Annotated in this window: 32 protein-coding genes; 16 read left to right on the plus strand and 16 right to left on the minus strand. The window is 33.5% G+C overall.

The features are described from left to right. Positions 1-54 precede the first annotated feature (54 nt). The gene (locus tag ACQY22_RS07665) at positions 55-471 is read left to right on the plus strand and encodes a transcriptional regulator (protein WP_428324106.1); all 417 of its coding nucleotides are present in this window, start codon (positions 55-57) and stop codon (positions 469-471) included. Here the strand turns inward: ACQY22_RS07665 and ACQY22_RS07670 are convergent. Then, positions 468-782, minus strand: a complete 315-nt coding sequence (locus tag ACQY22_RS07670) for a DNA-binding protein (RefSeq protein ID WP_428324107.1) — start codon at positions 780-782, stop codon at positions 468-470. The genes ACQY22_RS07665 and ACQY22_RS07670 overlap by 4 nt on opposite strands. Before the next feature lie 51 nt (positions 783-833). Next, positions 834-1343, minus strand: a complete 510-nt coding sequence (locus ACQY22_RS07675; protein ID WP_428324108.1) for a DNA-directed RNA polymerase subunit K — start codon at positions 1341-1343, stop codon at positions 834-836. Between the two features lie 88 nt (positions 1344-1431). On the opposite strand from ACQY22_RS07675, the gene ACQY22_RS07680 reads away from it, so the two are divergent. After that, entirely contained in the window at positions 1432-1782 is a 351-nt protein-coding gene (locus ACQY22_RS07680; protein WP_428325539.1) for a cyclophilin-like fold protein, read from the plus strand. Here the strand turns inward: ACQY22_RS07680 and ACQY22_RS07685 are convergent. Further along, positions 1764-2072: a MarR family transcriptional regulator gene (locus ACQY22_RS07685; RefSeq protein WP_428324109.1), complete on the minus strand. Its 309-nt coding sequence runs from the start codon at positions 2070-2072 to the stop codon at positions 1764-1766. The genes ACQY22_RS07680 and ACQY22_RS07685 overlap by 19 nt on opposite strands. 97 nt (positions 2073-2169) lie before the next feature. Between ACQY22_RS07685 and ACQY22_RS07690 the strand changes: the two genes are divergently transcribed. Next, positions 2170-2382, plus strand: coding sequence for a hypothetical protein (locus ACQY22_RS07690; protein WP_428324110.1), 213 nt, complete (start codon positions 2170-2172; stop codon positions 2380-2382). On the opposite strand, the gene ACQY22_RS07695 is transcribed toward ACQY22_RS07690, so the two are convergent. Continuing rightward, positions 2379-3470, minus strand: a complete 1092-nt coding sequence (locus ACQY22_RS07695; RefSeq protein ID WP_428324111.1) for a homospermidine biosynthesis protein — start codon at positions 3468-3470, stop codon at positions 2379-2381. The genes ACQY22_RS07690 and ACQY22_RS07695 overlap by 4 nt on opposite strands. Positions 3471-3558: 88 nt before the next feature. On the opposite strand from ACQY22_RS07695, the gene ACQY22_RS07700 reads away from it, so the two are divergent. The 4 genes from ACQY22_RS07700 (at position 3559) to ACQY22_RS07715 (ending at position 7345) form a co-directional block, all read left to right on the plus strand. Next, positions 3559-3894 carry a hypothetical protein gene (locus ACQY22_RS07700; RefSeq protein ID WP_428324112.1) on the plus strand — a complete coding sequence of 112 codons (336 nt, stop codon included), beginning with the start codon at positions 3559-3561 and terminating at the stop codon, positions 3892-3894. 56 nt (positions 3895-3950) lie between these two features. Continuing rightward, positions 3951-5816, plus strand: a complete 1866-nt coding sequence (locus ACQY22_RS07705) for a threonine--tRNA ligase (protein ID WP_428324113.1) — start codon at positions 3951-3953, stop codon at positions 5814-5816. A gap of 3 nt (positions 5817-5819) precedes the next feature. Continuing rightward, entirely contained in the window at positions 5820-6695 is an 876-nt protein-coding gene (gene speB, locus ACQY22_RS07710; protein WP_428324114.1) for an agmatinase, read from the plus strand. A 77-nt stretch (positions 6696-6772) separates the two neighbouring features. Further along, a complete protein-coding gene (locus tag ACQY22_RS07715; protein WP_428324115.1) occupies positions 6773-7345 on the plus strand; it encodes a CDP-alcohol phosphatidyltransferase family protein in 573 nt (190 codons plus the stop codon). Between the two features lie 2 nt (positions 7346-7347). Here ACQY22_RS07715 and ACQY22_RS07720 read toward each other — a convergent pair whose 3' ends face one another. Continuing rightward, positions 7348-7635 carry a 30S ribosomal protein S26e gene (locus tag ACQY22_RS07720; RefSeq protein WP_012215306.1) on the minus strand — a complete coding sequence of 96 codons (288 nt, stop codon included), beginning with the start codon at positions 7633-7635 and terminating at the stop codon, positions 7348-7350. 262 nt (positions 7636-7897) lie between these two features. On the opposite strand from ACQY22_RS07720, the gene ACQY22_RS07725 reads away from it, so the two are divergent. The 4 genes from ACQY22_RS07725 to ACQY22_RS07740 are packed head-to-tail and all read left to right on the plus strand — an operon-like array spanning position 7898 to position 12058. Further along, positions 7898-8767, plus strand: a complete 870-nt coding sequence (locus ACQY22_RS07725; RefSeq protein ID WP_428324116.1) for a PfkB family carbohydrate kinase — start codon at positions 7898-7900, stop codon at positions 8765-8767. 41 nt (positions 8768-8808) lie between these two features. Then, positions 8809-9807, plus strand: a complete 999-nt coding sequence (locus ACQY22_RS07730) for an NAD(+)/NADH kinase (RefSeq protein WP_428324117.1) — start codon at positions 8809-8811, stop codon at positions 9805-9807. 9 nt (positions 9808-9816) lie between these two features. Then, positions 9817-11334, plus strand: coding sequence for a porin PorA family protein (locus ACQY22_RS07735; protein WP_428324118.1), 1518 nt, complete (start codon positions 9817-9819; stop codon positions 11332-11334). Positions 11335-11377: 43 nt separating this feature from the next. Beyond that, the gene (locus tag ACQY22_RS07740) at positions 11378-12058 is read left to right on the plus strand and encodes a sensor histidine kinase (protein WP_428324119.1); all 681 of its coding nucleotides are present in this window, start codon (positions 11378-11380) and stop codon (positions 12056-12058) included. Positions 12059-12065: 7 nt separating this feature from the next. Here the strand turns inward: ACQY22_RS07740 and pyrG are convergent, their stop codons facing one another. After that, positions 12066-13667 (minus strand): glutamine hydrolyzing CTP synthase, encoded by a 1602-nt coding sequence (pyrG, locus tag ACQY22_RS07745; RefSeq protein WP_428324120.1) that lies wholly within the window; start codon positions 13665-13667, stop codon positions 12066-12068. A gap of 80 nt (positions 13668-13747) precedes the next feature. Here pyrG and ACQY22_RS07750 point away from each other — a divergent pair, with 80 nt between their 5' ends. Further along, complete coding sequence (locus ACQY22_RS07750) at positions 13748-14590, plus strand: cupredoxin domain-containing protein (protein ID WP_428324121.1); 843 nt, start codon at positions 13748-13750, stop codon at positions 14588-14590. Positions 14591-14845: 255 nt separating this feature from the next. Next, on the plus strand, positions 14846-15529 hold the full coding sequence (locus ACQY22_RS07755; RefSeq protein ID WP_428324122.1) for a hypothetical protein: 684 nt from the start codon (positions 14846-14848) through the stop codon (positions 15527-15529). 526 nt (positions 15530-16055) lie between these two features. On the opposite strand, the gene trpA is transcribed toward ACQY22_RS07755, so the two are convergent. Genes trpA through ACQY22_RS07785 form a run of 6 tightly spaced genes read right to left on the minus strand, consistent with a single transcriptional unit; the run spans position 16056 to position 21778 of the window. Next, positions 16056-16853, minus strand: a complete 798-nt coding sequence (gene trpA, locus ACQY22_RS07760; RefSeq protein ID WP_428324123.1) for a tryptophan synthase subunit alpha — start codon at positions 16851-16853, stop codon at positions 16056-16058. Then, positions 16840-18027 carry a tryptophan synthase subunit beta gene (trpB, locus tag ACQY22_RS07765; protein WP_428324124.1) on the minus strand — a complete coding sequence of 396 codons (1188 nt, stop codon included), beginning with the start codon at positions 18025-18027 and terminating at the stop codon, positions 16840-16842. The genes trpA and trpB overlap by 14 nt, the downstream gene beginning before the upstream one ends. Continuing rightward, positions 18024-18800, minus strand: a complete 777-nt coding sequence (locus ACQY22_RS07770) for an indole-3-glycerol phosphate synthase TrpC (RefSeq protein WP_428324125.1) — start codon at positions 18798-18800, stop codon at positions 18024-18026. The genes trpB and ACQY22_RS07770 overlap by 4 nt, the downstream gene beginning before the upstream one ends. Next, on the minus strand, positions 18793-19839 hold the full coding sequence (trpD, locus tag ACQY22_RS07775) for an anthranilate phosphoribosyltransferase (protein WP_428324126.1): 1047 nt from the start codon (positions 19837-19839) through the stop codon (positions 18793-18795). The genes ACQY22_RS07770 and trpD overlap by 8 nt, the downstream gene beginning before the upstream one ends. Further along, positions 19836-20432, minus strand: coding sequence for an anthranilate synthase component II (locus tag ACQY22_RS07780; protein ID WP_428324127.1), 597 nt, complete (start codon positions 20430-20432; stop codon positions 19836-19838). Before ACQY22_RS07780 ends, trpD begins: the two co-directional genes overlap by 4 nt. Next, the gene (locus tag ACQY22_RS07785; RefSeq protein WP_428324128.1) at positions 20429-21778 is read right to left on the minus strand and encodes an anthranilate synthase component I family protein; all 1350 of its coding nucleotides are present in this window, start codon (positions 21776-21778) and stop codon (positions 20429-20431) included. Before ACQY22_RS07785 ends, ACQY22_RS07780 begins: the two co-directional genes overlap by 4 nt. A gap of 151 nt (positions 21779-21929) precedes the next feature. Here ACQY22_RS07785 and ACQY22_RS07790 point away from each other — a divergent pair, with 151 nt between their 5' ends. Beyond that, complete coding sequence (locus ACQY22_RS07790; RefSeq protein WP_428324129.1) at positions 21930-22118, plus strand: hypothetical protein; 189 nt, start codon at positions 21930-21932, stop codon at positions 22116-22118. 72 nt (positions 22119-22190) lie between these two features. On the opposite strand, the gene ACQY22_RS07795 is transcribed toward ACQY22_RS07790, so the two are convergent. The 4 genes from ACQY22_RS07795 to ACQY22_RS07810 form a co-directional block, all read right to left on the minus strand. Then, positions 22191-23249 carry a hypothetical protein gene (locus ACQY22_RS07795; RefSeq protein WP_428324130.1) on the minus strand — a complete coding sequence of 353 codons (1059 nt, stop codon included), beginning with the start codon at positions 23247-23249 and terminating at the stop codon, positions 22191-22193. 222 nt (positions 23250-23471) lie between these two features. Further along, on the minus strand, positions 23472-23804 hold the full coding sequence (locus ACQY22_RS07800; RefSeq protein WP_428324131.1) for a hypothetical protein: 333 nt from the start codon (positions 23802-23804) through the stop codon (positions 23472-23474). Positions 23805-23852: 48 nt separating this feature from the next. After that, on the minus strand, positions 23853-24062 hold the full coding sequence (locus ACQY22_RS07805) for a hypothetical protein (RefSeq protein ID WP_428324132.1): 210 nt from the start codon (positions 24060-24062) through the stop codon (positions 23853-23855). 216 nt (positions 24063-24278) lie between these two features. After that, positions 24279-24476, minus strand: coding sequence for a hypothetical protein (locus tag ACQY22_RS07810; protein WP_428324133.1), 198 nt, complete (start codon positions 24474-24476; stop codon positions 24279-24281). A gap of 68 nt (positions 24477-24544) precedes the next feature. Between ACQY22_RS07810 and ACQY22_RS07815 the strand changes: the two genes are divergently transcribed. Both ACQY22_RS07815 and ACQY22_RS07820 read left to right on the plus strand, forming a co-directional pair. After that, positions 24545-24931, plus strand: coding sequence for a hypothetical protein (locus tag ACQY22_RS07815; RefSeq protein WP_428324134.1), 387 nt, complete (start codon positions 24545-24547; stop codon positions 24929-24931). Positions 24932-24966: 35 nt separating this feature from the next. Next, positions 24967-25638: a PD-(D/E)XK nuclease family protein gene (locus ACQY22_RS07820; protein WP_428324135.1), complete on the plus strand. Its 672-nt coding sequence runs from the start codon at positions 24967-24969 to the stop codon at positions 25636-25638. The last annotated feature ends 52 nt before the right edge of the window (positions 25639-25690 follow it).

Raw genomic sequence — 25690 nt, forward strand, 5'->3', positions numbered from 1 at the left:
TGGCCAGACTAATTTCTGCAAACTTTAAATTCATTATGAAATACCTCTGAGTAAATGCTCCTTCCTGCTGAGATTGAATCTAAAACTCTAATTCCTGCATTACGTGCAATTCTTGCAAAAAAACTAGCTGAAGATCACAACATTAGAGAAGATGAAATATCTAAAATGCTTGGAGTTACACAAGCTGCAGTTAGCAATTACATTCGAGGCACTAGAGGTGATCCTTCTTTAATTGCAAAACTCTTGGCAGAAAAACAAGTTGCAGACCTAATTGATGAACTAAGTGAAAATCTCTCCTCTGATATGGCATACACTCCATCTAGCTTGTCTAAATTCATTGGATTGTGCAACTATATCAAATCAAGTCTGTTGATCTGTGAGATACATCATAACTTGGAATCTGATATTGATGAGCAAGTTTGCAAAGAATGTGAAAATATGCTTCTTAAAGGTCCAGGCAGTGTATACTAAATTTTAAGTAAAATAATTTCTATAGTCGAAGTCATCCTTCCAATACCTGCTTCTGCATCAGTGTCAAGCTTAATTTTATCTATTTTGGAATTTCCATTAAGCATTTTTTCTGTAATAATGTTTGCAACTGCCACTGCATTTGGTATGGAGTTTCCTTTTGATCTGATTATGACTTTTTTCTTATTTCCTAATATTGGCAATACATCTAATGCAGATTGCATTACAGGATCATTTCCAATATGCACTATAGATTCATCAGACTTTTCGGTCTGCTCGTGACCTTGCGGTTCATGTGTCTCGTCATTGAGCATTATTCAACAATCAGCAATTTTATCTTCTTTTAAGTTTTATCGACCAATGATTCATTTTTCAAAGTAGTCGATAGGAATATTCTGATAATCTCCGTTTGGAAGAACTCTTCTGATTGTGATTGGGATCACTCTTTGTTCTAACTCTTCCATTGAGATATCCAATGATATTCTAGCAGTTTTTGGAATTGGGATAAATGGCGGTGCTCCTAGAGACAACTGCAATGCTCTTGCACCCATAATTCTTGCCTTTTCAAATCTAGTTAATGTTGGTGGGCCAATCGTAATCTTGTTTTTTTCACAAGGAATCTCTGTTGGGTCATGTTCTTCCACAGTTTCAACAATTTCTCTACTTTCAATTTCTTTGATCTTCTTTTCAAGATCATCTTGTTCTTTTTCAGTTAATGGCTCTGCATCAACTTTCTTCTCAATTAGTTTTCGATAAGTATCAAGTGCTTTGTTTAATCCTGCATTTGTTTCAACTTCTGGCTCTGCAATTTCATCTGTTGCTGAAATTTCGTCTTCAGCAACTGCTACGGCTTCAGTTTTATTGGAATCAGACAAGTACCGATTTTTTCTTAAAACGTTATATAATCTAATCATTTTAAACTACGAATTGAGTACCTCATCTGTATCTAGAAAACAACTAATTTTGGAAATTAGAGGCAAGGCAAAAATTTCATGTGATCTAAAACGTCATCTGTCCCCTCGAACTGTTGGGACAATTATGAGATCTTTGCCATTGGAAGGACATGCCCATCTTTTAGGAAAAAGTATTGTCTATTTTGAAACATCTGTTGATTCTGGTATAGAGAGAGCAAGATCCGAATTTAAGAAAGGTGATGTTGCATTCTTGCCTTCATCTGGAAGTTTTTGTTTTTTTACAAATAATGTTGCATCTGCTAAAACTATGACTCCTATAGGAAAATTATCTGATAACATTGATGCGTTAAAGGATGTTAAATCTGGAGATGTATTATGTATCTATGAAGAAACTGCTTGATACAAGTGATGTCCTGAATAACCGCCAACTCTTTTTACAATTCCTTTTTCTGCTGATTCTTTAAGGAATTTGTTTGCAGCAGAAATTTTTACTCCTGTTTGTCTTGCCATGTCTTGAACTGTAATCACTTTGGCATTTTGGATGATCTTCATTGCTTGTTGCTCGTTAACCATTACTGTGATCTCTGCTTTCTTTGGACCGCCTTCACCTTTGTCTTTCTTACTTTTTTTAGAGTCTTTACTAGATGATGTGTCTTTCTTTGCAGCAGTTGGTTTTTTTGCTCCACCCATGAACTGAGAAAAAAATATTCCTCTTATAAACGATGAACCTATCGTTTGATCATCTTGGAATTTTCAAATATAAATAACATCTTGGATTAGATATGATATGGGTCTAGTATCTAAAGGCGCAAAATGTAATGTTGATGGATGTGATGATGATGGTGCACGTTCGCTTAATACTGCCAAAGTCGAAAATGCTGGCTTGAGAGTAAATTCTGCCGGCAAAAAAACAGTACTTTGTAAAACACATTACAAAGAATACAAAAAAGAGTCTAAAGATGACCGTGAACTTGAACGGGCAAGATTTGATAGGTTTTAGTTTTTCTTCTTAGTCTTTCTTTTGTTTACTGGTTTTTTCAAATAATCTTTACTTAGTTTATCATACATCTTGTCTAATTTTTTGTATAGTCTTTTTGGTTTTCTTGTCTTTTGATTACTTAGTACATACAATGCAAGAATTGGAAATGCAATTGTCGCGTCTGCATACACTGTAACCATTCCATGATGGGCATCTTGTACTTTGCCCCAACTTTTTCCTTCTTGCAATGTTGCCCCTGACAATCCTCCTGTGTCTGGTCTTGCATCAGTAATTTGTATGATGTAATCTTGCCCTCCGTCATTTCTTCTTAGAATTTGGTCTAGTAATGGACCTGTTTGCTGAGCTGTGTTCTTTGGAACTCCTCCACCTAATTCCAATATTCCTGATTTTTTAGAATCATATAGAATTGCTGCTTGTTCAATAATTTCTCTTACAAAATCTAAGCTGTATGTCTTGTCTTGTAATCTGTGAACTGCGAGATTTAGAGCTAATGAAGAATCTTTCATAGTTGAAATGTAGACTGGAACATCATAATCATATGCAGTCGTAATGAAACTCTTTTCTGGGTGTTTTGCTTTTTCTTTACTAATTTTTCCCATTAAATTACAAAACTCTGCAGTGGTGAACGGCTTATCTGTAAATTCATCTTCAAACATTTTTTGAATTACTTGATCTTCTGCCTCTAACGTCTCATAGAATTTGATATACACATCTCTAATTCTAACAATTTCATTCTCATACAATTTCATATCGTCTACATCAAAACTACCTTGTTTTACCGGCAATCCCCATGCAAAGTGATCTTCATGATACACATTTGCACCCGTTGTAATAATCCAATCCACAAACCCTCTTTCAATTAATGTTTTGATTATTCCTCCAAAACCAACTGGTGTCATTGCACCTGAAACAGTAAGACAAATTGTTGCATTTTCTTTGATCATTTTTGCATAAAGTTTTGCAGCATCTCCCAATTGCCTACCATTGAATCCTGAACTTGAAAAAACGTTTACTAAATCTTCTATGGTCATTTTAGGATCTAGTTTGATGTGCGGAATATCTTTACCATGAAATTTATGCGGGTCCACATCTGGAAAACCATCTCTGTTGTAAATAATACTTGCGTAAACATATTGAAAATATCACTTAATTAGCAATACTCTAAAAATAATCTTAATGGATATAGTTGACTTGCATGATCCTCAGAGAGTAAATAGAACTCCTGATGATGTAGAGGTTTTATTTTCTTCAGGGAATTTTATTCAAGATGAATTCAAAATTTCTAAAGTAGAGTTGCGTCTTTACTTGGAAAAAAATGATGAAAAATTGGGTAATTATTCTCTAATCACTTCTTTTGTTGAAACTGACAAGGGAAGTGTTGAGATGGTTTATGATGAAGGATTTCGTGGCCAAGATTCTTTGAAGCGAGCATCTGCATTTCTTACATCTAATTTGGGTATGTCTGGCTTGATTTTACGCTCAGTAATTTCACTACGTGGTAAAACTCCCTGAAAAAATTCCACCATTCCAGCAAACACTTATTTCAATTATCTTTTCTGTTTGAAGTTATGCGAATATTACAACTACACTGTGATAGCATAGAATACACACCTACAAAAAAAGAGATCAAATCCGCCGAAGAGATTGAAAATCCTCAAACACAGAAACTAGAAGAAATTGTAGTTGCATTTGTTGCAATTGAAGATGGCGATGATTCGTCTGTTGCAAAAAACGCAATATCTCAGATAAAAAATTCAATGGAAAAAATTGGCTGTAAAAAATTATTGCTATACCCTTATGCTCATCTTAGCTCAAATCTTGCAAAACCATCTACTGCGATGTCTTTGTTAAAAGAAATGGAATCTGAAGCATCAGATCTTGAAGTTTCCCATTCTCCTTTTGGCTGGACAAAATCTTACAAAGTTCAAGTCAAAGGACACCCATTAGCTGAAAGCTCCAAGGTTGTTACAAAAGATTCTTCTACTAAAGATGATAACGAAGACACTTCTGATGCACTAAAAGGTGAATCTACAATCCGCTCTTATTGGAAAATAATGTCTCCTGATGGAACAATGACTAACATTGGAGACTTTGACTTTTCAAATCATAAAAAATTAGAAGTGTTAGCTAAATACGAATCTGCAAAACAACGTCAAGTAGATGAACCTCCTCCACATGTTGCATTGATGAAGAAACTTGCAATTGCAGATTATGAACCTGCATCTGATTCTGGAAATATGAAATTCTTTCCAAATGGGCGTCTGATGAAATCCCTAATTGAGAGATATGTTACTGATAGAGTCAAAGAATATGGCGGCCATGAAGTTGAAACTCCAATCATGTATGATTCAGAACACCCGAGCATGGTTAGTTACTTTAATCGATTCCCTGCAAGACAATACAATATTGATTCTGAAGGAAAGAAACTCTTTTTGAGATTTGCAGCCTGTTTTGGACAATTTCTTATGGCAAATCAATACCAAATGTCTTACAAAAATTTACCATACAAACTCTATGAGCTTACTCGATACAGCTTTAGACGTGAACAATCTGGAGAGTTAGTAGGTTTGAGAAGATTACGTGCATTTACAATGCCTGATTGTCATGCATTTTGCAAAGATATTCCGCAAGCTGTAGATGAGATTAAAGTTAGATTTGATTTATCTCAAGATGTTCTAAAAGAATTAGGAATTGACGAATCTGATTATGATATGGCGATTAGATTTACTGAGGACTTTTACAATGAAAACAAATCCTCTATTGAAGAATTAGTCAAGAAACATGGTAGACCTGTATTAGTTGAGATGTGGAAAGAGAAATTCTTTTACTTTGTTTTAAAATGGGAATTCAACTTTATTGATAATTTGGGAAAAGCATCTGCTTTATCCACTGATCAAATCGATGTTGAAAATGGTGACCGATATGGAATTGAATTTGTTGATGAGAATAATACTACTCAACACCCAATTATCCTGCACAACTCTCCAAGTGGTGCAATTGAAAGAATAATCTATGCTTTATTGGAAAAAGCTGCTGCTGATTCAAAGAAAGGCACAAAACCGCAATTTCCATTATGGCTTGCACCAACACAAGTCAGAATTATTCCTCTGAAAGAAGAGTTTTATGATTTTTGTAATAATTTATGTGATAAAATATCTGCACAAAATGTTCGTGTTGATGTTGATGACCGAAACGAAAGTATTGGTAAAAGAATCCGTGAAGCTGAAAAGGAATGGATTCAATATATTTTGGTAATTGGAGAAAAAGAAGCAGGATCTGAAAATCTAAGTATACGTGATAGACAAACTGGAAACGTGAGAGAAGTCTCATTTGATGATTTCATGAATGAAATTAATGAACAAACTTCAAGCAAACCATACACTGGATTAAATCAATCACAGCACCTCTCAAAGAGACCTCAATTAATGGTGTAGTCTATGAGTTTTCTTGATTTATACATGAACAAAAATCCTCTGATAACTGCATCAGATGATGACTCTGAACCTGTAGCAACCGTTTTTGGAATTCCTTTTGATGCAACTCATTCATACAAACCTGGTTGCAGATTTGGTCCTGATGCAATTAGAGATTCTTTTAACAATATTGAGATATTTCATCCTGAATTATCTGTGGATTTGGAAACTGTAAACATTGAGGATTTAGGTAATACTCGTCATACGGTTGTAGCATCTGAAATGATTGATATGGTAAAAAAAATCACAACTGAACTAGTTGCAAAGCAAAGACAGTTGTTCATTTTAGGTGGAGAACACTCTATCACATATGGCACGTATACTAGTTTTCCAAAAGATACTGGTTATGTTGTATTTGATGCTCATTATGATTTGAGAGATGAGTTTGCTGATATCAAACTCAGTCATGCATCCTATCTTCGACGTGTTGTTGAAGAACGAGGTGCAGAAAATATTCTACATGTTGGAGCTCGTGCATTTGTTAAAGAAGAATTGGAATTTTTAACTGAACACAAAATTAAGACAATTTCTGATAAAGAGATCCGTGATGGTAAAGGTCCTCAATTACTAAAAGATCATGTTTCAACTTTTGATACTATGTATTCTAGTTTTGATCTTGATGTTCTTGATCCTGCATTTGCCCCCGGCGTTGGAAATCCTGAAGCAGTAGGAATAACTTCTAGAGAATTATTTGACATGATTTACTCTCTTCAAGAAACAAAAGTTATTGGTGCTGATATAGTTGAATTAAATCCATACCATGATAATGGTGCAACTGCATCCCTTGCAGCAAAGATAATGTCAACGCTTATTGCAATCAATCTATCTCAAAACCAATAAATCTCAAAAAATTGACTATGCTTTGCCTAGTTTTTACTCCTGCTCACTTTATTAGCTAGTACTGTTGGGGTTATCACGTGTTAAACAATCTCCGAGATACTCTCAAACCTACACTTGAAAAGATTGGTAGCGGATTTGCATCTACAGGATTGTCTCCTAATTTTTGGACTGCAGTTGGTTTAGGTGTTGCATTTCTTTCTGCAATAGTTTATGGACTTGGAATTGAATTTGGGTTAATTATTGGAGGCATTTTGTTACTTGTTTCAGGATTCTTTGATATGGTGGATGGACAAGTTGCACGTGTAACTGGAAAAACATCTCAGAAAGGTTCGTATCTTGATTCAATGTTTGATAAAATTGCAGAGACTGCAATATTTTTAGGAATTTTAGTTGGAGGATATGCTGAACCTTATTTGGTATTTCTTGCAATCACATTGTCATTATTGGTAAGCTATGCAAGAGCAAAGTCTGATGCAATAAATGTAAAATTACAAGGTGTAGGAATTGGTGAGCGAGCTGAAAGATTACTTGTAATTGCAATTATTGGAATTATTGGATTTATGGAGATAGCAGTCATTATTGTAGTAATAATTGCTGCAATTACATTAATTCAAAGAATGATTGTTACTGCAAAAAACATCAAAGAATAAGACTATCGTAGTTTTCCACGTTTTCTTCTATTGTCTGCAGATCTAATTTTTAGAATCTTAAAGTGAATTGCACATGAAATACAGTACCATTTTAGAACTGTAGGTGATGCAATGTATGCTCCTTGTGCACGTAGTTCTTTGGCCAATGTGTGTTCCACTAGGTTTAGTCTGGATGTAACTTTTTTTGCCTTGTCTTTTGGAACTGTTTGTCCGCAGTTTGTACATTGTACGACACCTGAGGAACCTTTTCCTCCTTTTGTACGGCCTCTACTTGCACGCTTAAGTGGCATGACAATAAACTGATTTCCCTACTTATATTCTTGTGGACATTTCAAAAATTTTGTTAGATTTATGCCTAAAAATGAACCAAAAATACTCCATGTTTTAATTCTAGATCGTGTAATTTCATTTAGAGAATATGCGTGGTCTTTGTCATAGTTGTTATAATTCTGGAGTAGAGTTGTTCATGTTAAAAGGCGAAATTCTTTGTAAAACCTGTTTTGACAAAAACAATGCAAAAAACTAAATCTATACCATATCAAACCAAGAGAAATGAAATTAGCTGTTTTTGCTCATTGTGCTGTTGACACTATATCTATTGGAGACAATAATTATGAGCAAATTGGTGGATCTGCATGCTATTGTGGATTAACTGCAAGAGGATTCAAATTCGACGTTGATCTGTATACAAAATTTGGAAATGATTTTCCAAAACAATATCTTTCTGATAATAAGATTAATCTGATCAATCCTGATTCAAGTAAAAACACTACAAAATTTGCAATATCAATTACTGGTGCTGACCGAACTCTCAAACTAGAAAATCAATGTGATCCTATTGAATATTCAAACACAAATGCAGATGGTCATCTTGTCAGTCCTATATTTCATGAAATTACAAATGATACCTTAAAAAAAATTAAAGATGACTCAAATTTTTTGTTTGTTGACCCTCAAGGATTTCTTCGAGAAAAAGATTCTCAAAACAATGTTTTCTTACAAAAAAATGATGTTGATCTTTCAAGTGTTAATGCAATCAAAGTGAACCCTGAAGAAGCACAACAACTAGTTTCTGGCACTCATGATGAGATGATGGTTGCCCTTCAGAAAAAAGGTGTAGAGTATGTATTGCTTACAAACAAAACTGATGTCTCTTTGTTGGTAAAAGACAAAGTGTATTCTATTACTTTGCCAAACAAAGAGATTCATGATACCACAGGTATAGGTGATATTTTTTGTGCTGCATTTTGTTGTACAATGCTTAAGGAAAAAGACTATCTGTGGGCTTTGTGTTTTGCTGGAGGTGCTGCCCAGGCTGCACTTGATTCAAAAAATGTTGGATTGCAAAAAATACCTCGTAAAGGAGTAATTCAAAACAATGCCTCGTACTTTTACAATTTGGTAAAATTTCGAGACTTGTAGGTACATTATTCTTTTATTGAAGCATTTCAAATGTTTACTCTATGCAAATAGGTATCTATGGTTCTGGAAGTACTAGTAATGCGGCAAAATACGTAAAAAAAATACTTGATGATGCTGGAATCAAATCATTTCCAATTACAAAATCAAAGAGTAAACCTGCTGATTGTGTTATAGTTTTGGGCGGTGATAAAGGCGTCCGTAATTATTTTCATAGAACGTTTGACTCTACCTTGCCAATTTTAGGAATTAGTGAAGGTGAGACAAGTGGGTTTTTGGCACAAATTGATCTAAAAGAATTTTCATCATATGTTGGAATTTTGAAAAAACAAAAGTACACAGTTGAAGAAGTTCCTAGACTAGGTGTAAAAATAGATGGAAAAAATGTCTATCCTGTACTAAATGATGTTGCCGTTTTTTCTTCTCGAAGTGCAATGTTGATGGAACATACTTTGCGTGTTAATGGTGAAGAAGTATGGCACGATAATAGTGATGGAATTATCGTCTCAACACCTATTGGTTCTTCGGCATATTCAATGTCTGCTGGAGGTCCCGTATTGTTTCAAGATTCTGCAGTTTTTGAAATTATCTCCGTAAACTCTCTTGACGTTACAAGAAGACCTATCATTGTATCTAATGATAGTTCAATTGAGATTGATGATATTTCTGCACGACTACATTGTGAAGTAGTACTTGATGGTCTTGATAGGTACAAAGTAAACAAAACTGTTGAATGTACACAATTCTTTCCTCCTGCAAAGATTATTCGTCTGAAAAAAGATTCTACTGCTATTTCTGCTTTGGCAAAAAAAGTTCATTTGGCAGAAGAATTACTTAGCATGCCTCCTAGCTCTAAATTACTCTTGAAAACTTTGGAGTATGAAGGTGCATTGACTCAAAAAGACTTGGCAAACAAAACCCTTCTTCCTGATAGAACTGTTAGATTGGCGTTAAGTCATCTGTTAAAGAAAGGTTATGTCAAAAAGAAAGTTTCCATACGTGATGCTAGACAAAAAATTTATGAAATATCTAAAATTGAGTAGTGTGTTATTATGCAAAATTCCCCTTTCATTGTTTTAGGAATAGGAATTTCATTTCTTTTAATTTGGGTTTTTGCAATAACTCCTGAACTGTTAACTAGTCATGACATCTTGGAAATTACTGCTGAAAATGTTGGGATGATTCAGTTTGCTGATTGTATTGGGTGTGTCCTTTCTGAACCTACAAAAATGCTATTTCACTGGGATCGAGAAATTCTGGAAATAAATGGTAATGAATTACTGCTACGTACTACATATGATTACACAGATATCTTAACTACTGAGAGTTTTTGGGTTGTAGAGATTGATGAACGCGTGGATAAAAACACTCGTGAATATTTGGATAAAGCTGGTCGCTTTGCATTCCCCCCACATGTAGAGAAAAAAGATTACTTTGTTTATGATATTGGTGGAGCTGTAATGAATTATCATTTTGTTGAAGAAACTACACTTGATGGAGTAACTGTCTACAAATTTGAGGGTGAAGAAATTTTTGATGTATCTGATGTTTATCCTGATTTTTCAGAACAAATATGGGAGCATTATAGAGCCACAAACTATATTGAACCTGTTACTGGAATGGATGTTTCGTTTAGTGAACAATTTACAGATTATGCATTAATTGATGGACAAAAAATTGTTGTTTTAGATGCATGGGATGAACCTACAAATTTTTCTGAAAAAACATTATTGAAACAAGTAAAGAATCTCAAATCTCTTTATTTCATGTATGAGAATATTATTCCAACTGTAATTGGTCTTGGTACCTTAGCAGGATTTATTGTGATGATGTTGGCTGGTAGAGTTTCAAAAAGCGAAACAAAGATTGCGGAACTAGAAGAGATTGATAAACAAAAAGATGAACTTGTTTCTATGGTCAGCCATGAGATAAAAAACCCTCTAACTCCTATCATTTTAGCATGTCAATTACTACTTACGGAAAAAGAAGGCCCTCTCACTCAAAAACAAAAACGTAGAATTGACCAAATTTTGGTAAATTCTAACCAAGTAACTGCTTTGTTATCTGATTTGTCTGATATCAAAACATTGGATAGAAATGATATGAGTTTACATAAGGAAGATGTTGATGTTGAGATTCTATTGAACAAAATTGTCCCCAACCTAAAAGATATGGTTGAATCAAGAGGAGTTGTTTTAGACATTAACGTTAAAAAATCTAAAACAATCTCCTGTGACGTCTCTCGTATTTCTCAAGTCATTACAAACATTGTCAAAAATGCTGTTGACTTTGTTCCAAAAGAAAATGGAAAAATTATCATTTCATCTGATGTTGCTGATGATGGTCAAACTTTGATCAGTATAGAAGATAACGGCATAGGAATTCCTGAAAAACATCATGGAACTGTGTTTGAAAAATTCCATCAATTAGATACTCCTAAAGATATTTCCCATGAAGGAACTGGACTTGGACTGGCTATTTGTAAGGGAATTATTGAATCACATGGTGGAAAAATCTGGGTTGCAAAAGATTACACTAATGGTGCCAAATTCAACATTCTTTTACCATAGGGCTTCATTATTCTTTTATTGAAGCATTTCAAATCTTTACTCTATGCAAAAAGATGAGTTTGTATCTATAATTAGTCATGAGATAAAAAATTCGTTAACTCCTATCATGTTGGCATGTCAGTTGTTACTTACTGATAAAGATGCTACAATAAATCAAAAACAAAAAGAAAGAATTGAAGACATTATGTCTAATTGCGATAGATTAAGTGAACTATTGTCTGATTTGAATGATGTTAAAAAATTAGATATGGGTACTATGAAATTAAAAATTCAAGATATTGAATCTAATTCATTATTTGAAAAAATATGTGTTAACCTAAAAGATATGGTTGAATCAAGAGGAGTTGTTTTAGACATTAACGTTAAAAAATCTAAAACAATCTCCTGTGACGTCTCTCGTATTTCTCAAGTCATTACAAACATTGTCAAAAATGCTGTTGACTTTGTTCCAAAAGAAAATGGAAAAATTATCATTTCATCTGATGTTGCTGATGATGGTCAAACTTTGATCAGTATAGAAGATAACGGCATAGGAATTCCTGAAAAACATCATGGAACTGTGTTTGAAAAATTCCATCAATTAGTTGTCCCTCCAGAAATTAAACATAAAGGAACTGGACTTGGACTGGCTATTTGTAAGGGAATTATTGAATCCCATGGTGGAAAAATCTGGGTTGCAAAAGATTACACTAATGGTGCCAAATTCAACATTCTTTTACCATAATTCTTGATTATTTTTCAGATGCTGCTTTGATAAATGCTGCAAATGCTTCTTCCGGGAATCCTGGTCTGCTGTTGAACTCTGGATGGAACTGAACTCCTAGATAGAATTTATGACTAGGAATTTCTAACACCTCCATTCTTTTACCATTATCACTATCAGCTGAAAATATCAAACCATTTTCTTCAAATTTTGGAATGTATTCTTTATTGATTTCATATCTATGTCTGTGTCGTTTGCTAATTGTTGTGGTGCCATAGATTTTTTGAGCATTTGTGTTTTCTTTGATTAATACTTCATTTGCTCCTAGCCTTAATGATCCTCCCATATCTGAAACATCTTTTTGTTCTGGCAGTAAATCTACAATTGGATTTTTTGTGTTTGGTTCAATTTCTGTAGAATTTGCGTCATCTAATTTCAAAACATTTCTTCCAAACGCAATTGCTGCTAATTGGAATCCAAAACATATTCCTAGATATGGTATGTTGTTTTCACGTGCATAGTTTGCAGTTTGAATTATTCCCTCTGAGCCGCGAGTACCAAATCCCCCTGGAACTAATATTCCATCATATTTTGATAATACAGAATAATCTGTAATTGATTCTGAATCAATCCAATCAATATCTACTGATTTACCCATTTGTGCTCCTGCATGCTTTAATGCATGGTTTACACTTACGTAACTGTCTGCTAATGTAACATATTTTCCAACCATTGCAATCTTTACCTTTTGATCTTCATGATTTACCATGTTTTGTGCAATTGCATTCCATTTGTCCCAGTTAGCTGATGCATTAACCATTCCCACTATTCCAAATTTAGTAAATATTGCATCCATGATTCCTTGATCATACAACATTTGTGGTACTTCAAAAATTGATTTTGCATCATGGCATGAAAGAACATCTTTTGCAGTTACATTAGTAAACATTGCAATCTTTTTCTTTGTTTTTTCCTCTAATGGTAAGGTACATCTTACTGCCAAAAAGTCTGGTTGAATACCGATTCTTCTTAGTTCTTGTGCACTATGTTGCGTTGGTTTTGTTTTTTGTTCTCCTACTACATCAAGCGATGGAGCAAGTGTTACATGAACAAAAATAACACCTTGCGGTCCTTCTTCAACTTTCATTTGTCTTAATGCTTCTAAGAATGGAAGTGATTCGATATCTCCAACTGTTCCTCCACATTCAACAATTAGAAAATCCAATTTTTCATCTTCAGCTATATTCCTAATTCTATTCTTAATTTCATCAGTCACATGAGGAATAATTTGAACACATGCTCCTAGATACTCCCCTTTTCTTTCTGCTTCTATTACTGAGGAGTATACTTGAGCAGTAGTAATGTTGTGGCTTTTTGGAATGTCTTGATTAAGAAATCGTTCATAATTTCCAATATCCATGTCGCATTCCCCTCCGTCATCTGTGACAAATACTTCTCCATGAGCTACTGGGTTCATAGTTCCAGCATCATAATTCAGATAAGGATCTATTTTGATACATGATACCTTTTGATCTGCTAGTTGTAATAATTTTGCAATCGAGGAAGTTGTTACGCCTTTTCCAAGGCCAGACATCACACCACCTGTGACAAAAATAAACTTCGTCTGCACATTAATGAAACGGGTATCTGGTTTTTGTATGTTTTGTCGATCATGGCTTGGTTGAAATACTACTTGACAGTTGTATAATCATGAAGTATGCACTTGCAGCTTTACCTCTAATGGCAATCTTGATGGCAGGCTTCAGTTTTGCGTTTGCTGAAAATTATGAAATAAAAATTCCTTCAGGTGCATCTGATGAAAATTTCCCTTATTTTTGGTCTCAAAAAGACACTGGTGAGACAACTGGTATAATCACTGTTTTTCCAGGGGATAGTGTAACCTGGTCTAATGCTGATACTGCATTTCATACTGTAACTTCAATCAATCCTACAGGAGAACAAATGCCTACTCCCGATGATGAAGATGGGCTATTTGATAGTGGATTTTTTACTGCAGGAAAATCTTATACCCATCAGTTTGATGACCTTGGTGATTTTTACTATTATTGCACACTTCATCCTTGGATGAATGGTGTGGTTCACGTGGTTTTGGATCCTGGTAGCGTAAAATCAATCGATAGAATTGCATCTGGCTATACTGATGATGGATTAGGATTTGAAGTAAAATATTTCCTAGATGCACATTTAGCTCCTGCAGTTCATGTAAATCCTGACGAAAAAACTCTGACATTTACATTGACAGGAGAGAGCAATAATGAACATCTTACCATAACTTTGCCAAAAGAACTAATTGATAATCCTACAACCGTATGGGTTGATGGAAATATGGTTGAGTTTGAATCTGATTCTACAATTAGTGATAATACTGCAACTCAGCTAGTCATTCCACTTGATAACACTTCAAGAGAAATCACAATAATGGGGTCTAAAGTAATTCCTGAATTTGGAGGAATCGTCTTGCTAATTCTCACAATTTCTATAATTTCAATCATAATCTTTTCAAAAAAGACTAGTTTGATTACTCTAAAATGAGTCTATTTTTACAATAACCTCCTCTTTTAGGCTCAATTCTGCTAACTTATCTGATGCGAAAGATATGCATCAAACTTAATGACAATGATTATCTTGGATTTCTAAGCATTGCTACTGCTGATCAATTAACTGTGGAAGAAAAATTAAAACAAATTATCAATTACCATTTGATCGTTTATAGAAATAAGCAGAAATTAAAAAACGAACGTTTAATGTGAATCAAAAACTTAAGTTCACACAAAATTCACAAGTCTTGTGGTGTATGATGATTCAAACTATAGGGCTACACTGGTTATTCTAAATGATATTGAAAAAAAGAAATTATATCATTTTAATTCTAAATATCATGATGAACAATTTTTTCGTAATTTCATAGACTTTCAAAAAAGCTTCTCTCAAGTATTTGCTGAAACAATTAGAAAATTAGATGACTTTGAAACAAAACGTGATGATGTCATAATCTTTGTAGTTTACTCTATGATGTCTTACATCAATTCTCATCTTAAGGTATTTGAAAAATTTCTAAAAATAATAATTGATTCTAATAAACTCAAAGGTGGGTTTGATGAAAATACAACTCTTGGTCAAATACTCAAAAAAACTTGTAATAAAATGCAATATAATCCAAAATTAAAAAATGCAATTAGAGGTTTGTTTTTAGCTGATTTTGCCGATGCCATAGCTTCTCAACAATTTCAAATTTTAAAAGATGGGCATTTGATGATTTTTCCTAAAGATGAAAACAAGAAAAAATTGTTTACAATAGATGAATTGTATGATGATTCTTTACAAGTTCGCTCTATATTTGATGCAATGCTTGATTGGGCAGATGAATCTGATGCCCCTAAACAAAATAAAACTGAAACAATTGATAATATTGTGAGAAATTTGATATCTCAGGTCAACTCCTTAGATGCAAAATTGGACCAAATTTCTTGATTTTTTTTAGATCAAATCTTTTTCTTCTAATGTTTGATGTTTTGGACTGGTCTTCTCTTATGCGTAAAAGAACATCTTAATCATGAATAACTCCAACTGTGAGCACTATTGGTCAAAAAATGGCTCTTTTTTCTGCATTCATTGTGGTGAGGATATTCACAAAATTCACTAGTTTTGATTATTCTTTTGATTAGATTCTATCAATATACTTAAGTTACTTGATTTCGCATCTTAGTTATGGGATTTAAGAAAACTCTTGCAAAATTCTGTGTAATGAAAAAAGTACGAGACAAGGCAAATGAGCCAGACGAATCAGATTAAAAATAATTTAATCTTCTAAACTATACACCTGTAAAAAAATTAAGATGTTTTTGAACATTTTTTAATTTTTTAGAACATGAATGTTTTATTTTTGTTTAACCATAACCTTCTGAGAACATCTAGTTGGGTGGTCATAACTGAAATTGAGTTTCCCCTCTATACCAGTTTGAACTTGACCACCTTGCTCAGACGGTTCTTATTTTTTCTACATTGTTTGTTTTTTTAGAGATTTTGTAAATGATTCTATTTTTGATTCTAGTTTACTTTGAGAAGTTTTTTCGATTAATTTCAGATATGCACTTCCGACAATTACTCCATCAGCCCCTGCATTGATGTATTTTTTTACATCTTCTGGTGTTGATACTCCAAATCCTACCCCGATAGGAATTTTCCCTTTGGTTTGGTTTTTGACATTTTTGATTGCTTTTATTGTATAATTTTTAATTCCTGTCTTTACTCCTGTTGTTCCATAAACTGCAACAAGATACAAAAACCCTGATGATGCTTTTGCAATTTTTTTAATTCTTGTTTTACTGGTGTTTGGTGATATTAGAAATATTGTATCTGCATTATTTTTTGCAGTTTGAAGATACTCTTTTGATTCTTCTACTGACATGTCAGGTAGAATGAATCCGTCAATTCCTGCTTTTTTTGCTTCTGCAATGAATTTTGAATATCCTTTATGATATAGGATATTGGTGTATGTCATGAGTACTAGAGGGATGTCTGTCTCTTTTCTGATTTTTTTGACTAGAGCAAAAAATTTGTCTATTTTTGTGCCTTTTTCAAGGGAAATTGTGCTTGCATTTTGAATAACAGGTCCATCTGCAAGAGGATCTGAGAATGGAAATCCTAACTCAATAATGTCTACTCCTCCCTTTACAAGTCCTCTAACTACTGAGATTGTAGATTTTTCATTTGGAAATCCCGCCATGATGTATGAAATCAGGGCCTTTTCTTTTCTTGCATCTAACTCTGCAAATTTTTCTTTAATCTTTGACATTTTTACTCAGATAATTTTGAACTTCTTCTACATCTTTGTCTCCTCTTCCAGAAAGTGTTACCACAATTGATTCAGAACTCTTACTCTTTCTTGCAACTTTGATTGCTTCTGCAATTGCATGCGCTGACTCTAAAGCTGGAATAATTCCCTCAGTTCTTGTTAACATTAGAAATGCATCAATTACTTCTGTATCTGTTGCTGCATGATATTTTACTCGTTTAGTGTCTTTAAAGTAAGAATGTTCAGGTCCTACACCTGGATAGTCCAATCCAGCTGAGATACTATGTGTCTCTGTAATCTGTCCTTCTTTGTCTTGAAGTAGATACGTCATCATTCCATGAAGAACTCCTTTACTTCCAGCTGATAATGTTGCTGAATGTTTTTTTGATTTTAATCCGTGACCTGCAGCTTCTACTCCTATAATTTCTGCATTAGAATCCACTAGTGGATAAAATGTACCAATTGCATTTGACCCTCCTCCCACACAAGCAATTACACTGTCAGGTGTTTTGTTTATTTTTTTCATTTGTGATTTTATTTCATTTCCAATTACACTTTGAAAATCTCTAACCATTACGGGGTATGGATGAGGACCTACTGCGGAACCAAGTAGATAGTAAGTAGTCTCTACATTTGTAATCCAATCTCTGATTGCCTCATTGATTGCATCTTTGAGTGTTTTTGAGCCTGACTTGACTGGATGAACTTTTGAACCCAGTAAATTCATTCGAAATACGTTTAGTTTCTGCCTAATGGTATCTTTGTAGCCCATGTATACCTCGGCTTTCATTCCTAATGCTGCGCATGCCATTGCAGTGGCAACCCCGTGTTGACCTGCACCAGTTTCAGCAATGATTCTTTTCTTCTTCATCTTTTTTGCAAGAAGTGCTTGTCCAAGTGTGTTGTTTATTTTGTGAGCTCCTCCATGCAACAAATCTTCTCTTTTGAGATAGATTTTTGCACCCCCAAGTTTCTCTGACAGATTTTTTGCATAGTATAATGGAGTTGGACGTCCTGCGTAAACTTTGAGATAGTAATCTAATTCTTTTTTGAATTTTTTATCATTTTTGAATTTAAGATAATTTTCTTCCAATTCTTCTATTGCTGGAACTAGAGTTTCTGGAATGTATTTCCCCCCAAATTCCCCAAATCTGCCGTTTTTAGGATACTTCAATATGCATTCACCAATTTTCTTACTTGTTCTTCAATGTTGTTACTTTTCATTATGCTTGATCCTATAAGAAATGCATCTGCCCCACACTTTTTTAGATATTGAATATCTTCAGGTGTATCTATTCCACTTTCAGATAGTATAGGTCTTGATTTATCAATTCCTGATAATATTGTCTCAGTTGTTTTTAGATCAATTTCCAGTGTGTCTAGATTTCTGTTGTTAATTCCAATCAAATCAGCTTCTGTGTTTAGTGCATTTTCAAATTCTTGTTTTGTATGCACTTCGAGAAGAATCTGCAGTCCTTGTTTATGTCCATATTCGATAAACTCATCAATATCTTTTAGAAAATTTTGATCAAACAATGATTGAATAACTAACATGAAATCTGCTCCAATCTTTTTTGCAGCATCAATCTGAACTTTGTCAATCATGATGTCTTTCATTAACATTGGAACATCTACTGCCTGTCTTACCTTCATGAAATACTCTGGGGACCCGTTGAATAGATGTGGTTGTGTCAATACTGATAATGCTTTTGAGCCTCCTGCAATCATTTGCGATGCTATGCTTACTGGATCAGTAATCGTGCGTATCTTGCCTAGTGATGGTGATGAGAATTTCACTTCGGTGAGTAATGGTGCATGTCCGCTAGTCTTGATAATTTGAATAAAGTCTTTGTTTGATTTTTCTAAATTATCTTCTACTTCGTATACTCCGTCATTAATTGCCATCTGTGAATTGTTTACTAGTTTTCTTAGAATATTTTCAGCCATCAGTGATCTCCTTTAATTTTGAAATCTCTCCTGTATCTTGTACAAATTTCTCCAATAATGAGAATGCTTTACCGTCTTTAATTGTGTTTAATGCCAGTTCTACTGCTTCCTCAAAATTATTTGAAATATTTGCAACAATTAGCCCACCAGCTGCATTAAGTGCAGTAGTTTCAATCATTGCTTGATTTGCAGTATTATTCAAAACTCCTACAAATGATTTTATCGCATCTTCCTTTGTTTGAATTTGAATATCTTTTAATGATGATTTGTGCAATCCTACTACTTCAGGATCTATTGCATTCATCAAAACTTTTTCATCTCTCAAAATACAAACCCTGTTAGTTGAACTGGTAGAAAACTCATCCATTCCGTCATCTGAACGTACTGTCATGATATTTTCAGCACCTTTTCTCTTTAGGATTAATGGTAATCTGTCTAGATATTCTATTGAGAAAACTCCTACAAGTTGGTTTTTCACTCCAGCTGGGTTGGATAATGGCCCAAGTAAATTAAACGCAGTTCTCTTTCCTAACTGCTTTCTTGCTACAGATACATGTTTCATTGCTGGATGAAATTTTTGTGCAAACATAAAACAGATGTTGTGTTTTTCTAAAATTTCTGCAATTTTAGGTGGTTCTAAACTCAAGTCATACCCAAAATACTCAAAAATATCTGCACTGCCTGATATTCCTGAACTTGAGCGATTTCCATGCTTTGCTACAACTCCTCCTGCAGCAGCCACAACAAATGATGCTGTGGTTGAAATGTTGAATGTCTGAAGCTTGTCTCCTCCTGTTCCACACATATCAATAATGGTTCCAGTGTTTTTAGGCTCAATTTTCAACGAAAATTCCTGCATTTTGTCAAGCATTCCAAGTAATTCATCATCTGTTTCTCCCTTCTCTGCAAGATTTGATAGAAATTCTGCATTCTCTGAATCAGTTGTTTTGCCAGAAAGAACATCTGTCATCACTTGATTCATCTCCTCATATGTGAGATCTGTCTTCTCTTGTAGTTTTGAAATGAAATCTGAAATCATTTTTGTCTCTCCTTTACTTGTTTAATAAAATTGAATAGAATTTTTTTACCATCTTCTGTCATAATTGATTCGGGGTGAAATTGAACTCCTTGAATTAGATAGTCTTTGTGTTCTATTGCCATGACTTCTCCATCATCTGATGCAGTAGCTGTAACCTTTAGAACTTCTGGAATTATGGTTTTATCTCCAACTAGACTGTGATAACGTGTTGCTCTAAATGGATTTTTTACATTTTTGAATAATTTTGAATCAACATGATCAACAGGGCTTGTTTTTCCATGCCTTACACATCCTGCATTAGTAACTTTTCCTCCAAATGCATCAATGATTCCTTGATGTCCAAGACACACTCCCAATATTGGCGTACTTGAACCCATATCTTTGATAACCTCACTACATACTCCAAAGTATTTCTTATCTTCTGGAGTTCCAGGACCTGGAGAAATAATTACTGCATCGTATTTTTTTTCTTGAATTTCATCTAGAGTAATCTTGTCATTTCTAATCACATCACAGTCTACTCCCAATTCACCCAGATATTGTGCAATGTTGTACACAAATGAATCATAGTTGTCTATGATCAAAAATTTCATGATGATGCCTCCTTTAACGCTTGCAGCATTGCACCTGCTTTGTGTTCTGTCTCTTTGAATTCATTTTCTGGAATTGAATCAGACACAATTCCTGCACCTGATTGGACAAATCCTTTTCCATCTTCGATGAATATGCTTCTAATCGCAATGGCAAAATCACAACATCCATTGTATGAAAAATACCCCACTGCACCAGCATATGGTCCTCTGGCTTCAGTCTCTAATTCGTCGATAATCTCCATGGCTCTGACTTTTGGTGCTCCTGACACTGTTCCTGCTGGAAATACTGCCTGAAACGCATCAAACATATCATTTTCAGGCGCCAAATTGCCTACAACATGGCTTACAATGTGTTGAACATGACTGAATCTCTTTATCTCCATTAATGATTCTGGGTGGACGGTTCCATATTTGCAAACGCGTCCAATGTCGTTTCTTCCCAAATCTACAAGCATTGTGTGTTCTGCTAACTCTTTTTCATCATGAATTAATTCATCAGCTAATTGTTTGTTTTTCCCTTCATTATCTGTAACTTTCCTAGTTCCTGCAATTGGGAATGTTTCTACTTTGTCATCTGTAATTCTAACTAACATTTCTGGTGATGCTCCAATTATCGTTTTGTTGTCTTGTTTTAAATGATACATGTATGGTGATGGGTTTAGTTTTCTTAGTGTTTTGTATAATGTAAGATTATCTCCATCTGTATCAAATGCAAATTTGCGTGATAGAACTACTTGAAATATGTCTCCATCATGAATGTATTCTTTAGCTTTGTTTACAATTTCTGAAAATTTTGTTTTGTCCATGTTTGGTGTAACTTCACTTGAATGAAATTCTCCAAACTCATCATCGCTCATAACTAATTTATCAAATCTATTTTCATCATGATAAAAATAAAATAATTTTTTGTGTACATTATCATACAACAACCCATCATCATAAATTCCAAATTCCATTAACGGTTGAGGTGAATTATGAGTATCTGGAATGTCTTCTACCATTCTAATTGCATCGTAATTCACTACTCCTACTGCACCTCCTAGATATCGGTAACTTTGATCATCTGAATTTCCAAGTAATTTTTTCAATTCTAAAAATGGATCATTAGTTTGTATGACCTTTGTTTTGCCGTCTCGAATTATCTCTACTTTATCTGAATATCCTTTGAGAATTATTTTAGGATCAAAACCCATTACTGATGTTTCAGCTAAAACTTCGGGACCTGTAAGTGACTCAAATAGAAATGAATGTGAGTAATTTCTTGAAATTTTATTGTAAATTTGAAATTGGTTTTCAGATAAATCTAGGGGTATTACTTTTGCTTGAGCCTTTCCAAAGGTGTCCACCCATAGACAAAATTTTAGTGGTTTATTATTTAAATTGTAAAGTAGGTTTTGTTAGCACAATTCTTGTCTAAATTGGCTTATCTGTCAGGCTTACCCTGGTTACCGTATAGTACGGTACCTTTATAGGATAGTTGATCGTGATATAATTGCCATGCAGGGGGTAAATCGAGCAATCATGCAGGACATGCAAATTCTCAAAAAACAAGGTATTCGGACTTCAGTAAGCAAAGTAGAGTGCTATGTTTGCGGCAAAGGGTTAGAAGATGGTCATTCCATTACAGCAAAAACTTTGCCAAATGGAACCGTTCTATTTTGTGATGTTCATTACTCATTACAGTAACACAAGGAAGCGAAATTATTCTAGTGATTTCGTTTTTCTTCTCCTATTTCTTAAAAACAACCTTTGTTAGCATTATGCATTATTTGATATTGTAAACACCGTTACAGTTTCTAGATATTCTGCATTCAGAAAATATGTTTTTTCTTCTGGATTCATTTCTATAGGTAGATAAAATGTCCCATTATCAAGACTTCTAACTTTTACATGCTGGATTTCTTTATCCAGATTTGTTACATATTTTATATCTACTCTGATGTCTCTTGGGAATCCTGTACCTTCAAACGACACAATTTCATTGCCATTTTTATGGTCTGTACGTAACATGATTTTTGGTCCTATGTTTTCTGGTTCATCTAATTCTAAGTTTGTAATCTCTAATTCTAAGTTTAAAATCTCTGGCTCATCAAATTCTTTGCTAGACTCATTTTGTTCATTTTTCTCTACATGATCATAAATTTTACTTACTATCTCATTAAGTAATTCATAATGTTCAATTTTTACTTCATGGTTATTCATTAATTGAAAAATTTTTTGAAATTTTTGTTCAACCACATATTTCATTTCTGTAGGGATTTCATTAGTATTTTCAAAATACATATGTGCCCTTATTGCCATTGTGTCTGCATGTTGTTTTTTCAATAATGATTCAATCCCTGCTGCCTCTTGAGATTCAATATATTCTGTCTTTACAGATTCTAATAATAACGTCATAACAACTAATCTAAAGAACTTATCATCATTCAGATCATTTGTAATCAAATCTGTACCTGTATTCAATAAAGGAAACAGCTTTTTTGCATGTTCAATAAATGCTGCTTTTTCATCAAATCCACTATTTTGTATTGTAAATAATGTGTGGTTTAGTTCATCTTGATAATCAATTTGTTCTGAATAATATTTTTCCATAACTTTCAAATTTTGTTTTAGAATATGATCAAAATGCATATTGCTCAACTCTTTGTAGACTCCATCTTTTCCAAAATTATCGTATATTGCAATCATGTGAGCTATTACTTTTTGAGATTCAACGGCATACTCTACTTTTTCATTGTATGTGAATTCCTCTGCATATGCCTCCATCATCCCCATGATAACTATGAACATCATAATGATGGTAAGGAATACCTTCATACCATTCCCAAAAATGGGAATTGTATTTAAATCTGATCGATCATTATGTGATCAATTATATCATTTAACCTAAAAAAAACTAAATATTCTTTTAAAATACTAGTTAATTTTTAAACAGTTTAATTCGTTAAATCACCTATTGTGAATATAATTAGAATTTTTGATATGAATATTTCTGTGGACAGACCTTGTGTTGTTTACTTGTAATATTCTTAATTTTTCCTATAATCCGTGTTTTTTTCGATGAGCTTTTTGCCATGCATCTGCAATATCTCTTTCTTCTTTTGTAATATCATTAATCTCTAAAGGATATTCTGGCAGGATTCCATACTTTGTCAGTACTTTTCGATATGTTCTAAAATAGGCTTCAATCTCTTCTAGTAGCAATTTGACTAGATCTTGAATCTTTTTTGCCTCCTCATCCATTTCATGATCCCGTAATTTGTTAACTTTTTTTTGAGTGATTTTTAATTGTTTAAGTCGTCTATTGTACTCAGCAAGTACTCTCAACTCTGAATTTTCTTTTAGTGATTCTGAATCTTTCCTAAATTTCATACTTTTTACTCCATTTCATAATATATGCTGAAAATATTTTCTTAATCATTATCTTGATTCTATTTTTTTAATTTCTTTTTTAATTTTTTCAATATTATCTGTCCATATTTTTATCATTTTTTTACACTTTTCTAATTCTTCAGGTTTTTTAGTATTTTCAAGTTTTTCCATTTCCTGCATGTATTTTTTCAGAGTTTCTTCTGCTGAGGTAAGTTTCTTCTTTTGAAAATCTAGCACTTTTTTTGATATGAAATTCAATAAACCCTGTTTGTATTATTCCCTAAAAAAATCAATTCTTTTGATATTTGTTTTTTTGAGCCTATGACTCTCGTTTTTTGCCCCATTTGTGCTCAATTTGTAGATGATCTTCTAGCTTTCTAGGTGTTCCTAAAACAACGTCACAAATAAGACATTTGTATCTCAAGGAGATTTTTATGATGATTTTGGTTTAAAATCAGAGGTTATTGTGAAAAACTATTCTTCATCTACAGTCTTGTTGTATTCTTCTACTTTTTTATTATATTCATCAATCTCTTTATTTTCTTTATCTACATCTTCAAATAATTCTGGATTCTCTTGCTGGGCTTTTTTCATTAGTTTAGCAAATGTTTCAGGATCATCTTTTTGTAATTCTAGTAGAATTTTCCCAATTGAATCATCAAGATTACTCATGTTTCTGGTGAAAAATCGTGATACTTAACAATGCTGAAATTCTTTGATAGTATATGCCTCTAGATAAAATGAGTAATACTGAAGATTTTATCCCCACTCACAAATCTGTTATTTTACATCTTCAGGGCAAACCTGTTGCATGTGTGATTGACACTCAGAATATCTATGATGGAATAAATGATGATCCCTCTCTTCGAGCTAGTCTTACGGGATTTCTAAACAAAGATGAAGAACTTGGTCTTTTGATGGGGCTTCAATTAAAAATAAAAACTAATGAAGAATTCTTTCAGTTTACTGTTTATCCTAATGATGACTTCATTGAAACTGTAATCTTTGATGAACGAATTTTTATGATTAATGAAAAGATGGATCCTCTTTTTTCACTCAAACTTAACACAGAACAATTTGTGAAAACAAAATCTGAATTTGACAAATTTCAAAAAATGATCAAATGACTTAGCATTAAATTACTAGTACTCTAAACAAATTCATGCCTAATTTTACTCAAATGTTGAAAATAAGAGAGCCCACATTACTTGACCGAGAAGATGGTCATTGGTATCAGACAAAATTTGATAAAATCTATCCTTCAATAAACACAATCTTGTCTGCGACTGCTCCTGAAGAAAAGAAAAACGGTTTGGCATCTTGGAAAGAAAACGAACCTGCTCATGAATACATCACTGCACAATCTCAACATATTGGTACTCAGTCACATCAAATTATTGAAGACTATTTGAGTAGAAATTTGAATTTAGATGATTTTGATTTACTTCCTATTGCCCACTTTCATAATCTAAAACCCTATTTGGAAAACATTTCTGATGTTACATGTATTGAACAACGAATGTATTCAGACAAACTAAAAGTTGCTGGGACCAGTGATCTTATTGCAAAATATGATGGTGAGTTATCCATTATTGATTACAAAACAAAAAGAAAACCCCAAGTTGATGAATATATGTATGAATACTATTTACAAACCACATGTTATGCTCAAATGTTTCAAGAAGTCACTGGAGAAAAAATCCACCAAGTAGTAATTCTTGTTAGTAGTGAAAAAAATACTCGCCAAGAGTTTGTTAAACCATGTGATGATTATCTTGAGCCTCTTAATGAACGACTAGAACAGTACTATCTAAACAACGAAGTGATGTCATGAAGTCTTGGATGCCTCCCGCAATTTTGATTGTTATTCTTTCAGGAGTTTTAAT

Source organism: Candidatus Nitrosopumilus sp., assembly GCF_965263415.1.
In the GTDB taxonomy this organism is placed as follows: Archaea; Thermoproteota; Nitrososphaeria; order Nitrososphaerales; family Nitrosopumilaceae; genus Nitrosopumilus.

Excerpts from the sequence above, each read along its gene's own strand:
- ACQY22_RS07700 (WP_428324112.1), top strand. The coding sequence starts at position 3,559 with ATGGATATAGTTGACTTGCATGATCCTCAGAGAGTAAATAGAACTCCT.
- ACQY22_RS07795 (WP_428324130.1), bottom strand. The coding sequence starts at position 23,249 with ATGAAGGTATTCCTTACCATCATTATGATGTTCATAGTTATCATGGGG.
- ACQY22_RS07690 (WP_428324110.1), top strand. The coding sequence starts at position 2,170 with ATGGGTCTAGTATCTAAAGGCGCAAAATGTAATGTTGATGGATGTGAT.
- ACQY22_RS07725 (WP_428324116.1), top strand. The coding sequence starts at position 7,898 with ATGAAATTAGCTGTTTTTGCTCATTGTGCTGTTGACACTATATCTATT.
- ACQY22_RS07810 (WP_428324133.1), bottom strand. The coding sequence starts at position 24,476 with ATGAGTAATCTTGATGATTCAATTGGGAAAATTCTACTAGAATTACAA.
- ACQY22_RS07790 (WP_428324129.1), top strand. The coding sequence starts at position 21,930 with ATGCAGGGGGTAAATCGAGCAATCATGCAGGACATGCAAATTCTCAAA.
- ACQY22_RS07780 (WP_428324127.1), bottom strand. The coding sequence starts at position 20,432 with ATGAAATTTTTGATCATAGACAACTATGATTCATTTGTGTACAACATT.
- ACQY22_RS07770 (WP_428324125.1), bottom strand. The coding sequence starts at position 18,800 with ATGGCTGAAAATATTCTAAGAAAACTAGTAAACAATTCACAGATGGCA.
- ACQY22_RS07685 (WP_428324109.1), bottom strand. The coding sequence starts at position 2,072 with ATGGGTGGAGCAAAAAAACCAACTGCTGCAAAGAAAGACACATCATCT.
- ACQY22_RS07665 (WP_428324106.1), top strand. The coding sequence starts at position 55 with ATGCTCCTTCCTGCTGAGATTGAATCTAAAACTCTAATTCCTGCATTA.
- ACQY22_RS07820 (WP_428324135.1), top strand. The coding sequence starts at position 24,967 with ATGCCTAATTTTACTCAAATGTTGAAAATAAGAGAGCCCACATTACTT.
- ACQY22_RS07705 (WP_428324113.1), top strand. The coding sequence starts at position 3,951 with ATGCGAATATTACAACTACACTGTGATAGCATAGAATACACACCTACA.
- ACQY22_RS07815 (WP_428324134.1), top strand. The coding sequence starts at position 24,545 with ATGAGTAATACTGAAGATTTTATCCCCACTCACAAATCTGTTATTTTA.
- ACQY22_RS07750 (WP_428324121.1), top strand. The coding sequence starts at position 13,748 with ATGAAGTATGCACTTGCAGCTTTACCTCTAATGGCAATCTTGATGGCA.
- ACQY22_RS07720 (WP_012215306.1), bottom strand. The coding sequence starts at position 7,635 with ATGCCACTTAAGCGTGCAAGTAGAGGCCGTACAAAAGGAGGAAAAGGT.
- ACQY22_RS07800 (WP_428324131.1), bottom strand. The coding sequence starts at position 23,804 with ATGAAATTTAGGAAAGATTCAGAATCACTAAAAGAAAATTCAGAGTTG.
- trpD (WP_428324126.1), bottom strand. The coding sequence starts at position 19,839 with ATGATTTCAGATTTCATTTCAAAACTACAAGAGAAGACAGATCTCACA.
- trpA (WP_428324123.1), bottom strand. The coding sequence starts at position 16,853 with ATGTCAAAGATTAAAGAAAAATTTGCAGAGTTAGATGCAAGAAAAGAA.
- speB (WP_428324114.1), top strand. The coding sequence starts at position 5,820 with ATGAGTTTTCTTGATTTATACATGAACAAAAATCCTCTGATAACTGCA.
- ACQY22_RS07730 (WP_428324117.1), top strand. The coding sequence starts at position 8,809 with ATGCAAATAGGTATCTATGGTTCTGGAAGTACTAGTAATGCGGCAAAA.
- ACQY22_RS07670 (WP_428324107.1), bottom strand. The coding sequence starts at position 782 with ATGCTCAATGACGAGACACATGAACCGCAAGGTCACGAGCAGACCGAA.
- ACQY22_RS07735 (WP_428324118.1), top strand. The coding sequence starts at position 9,817 with ATGCAAAATTCCCCTTTCATTGTTTTAGGAATAGGAATTTCATTTCTT.
- ACQY22_RS07740 (WP_428324119.1), top strand. The coding sequence starts at position 11,378 with ATGCAAAAAGATGAGTTTGTATCTATAATTAGTCATGAGATAAAAAAT.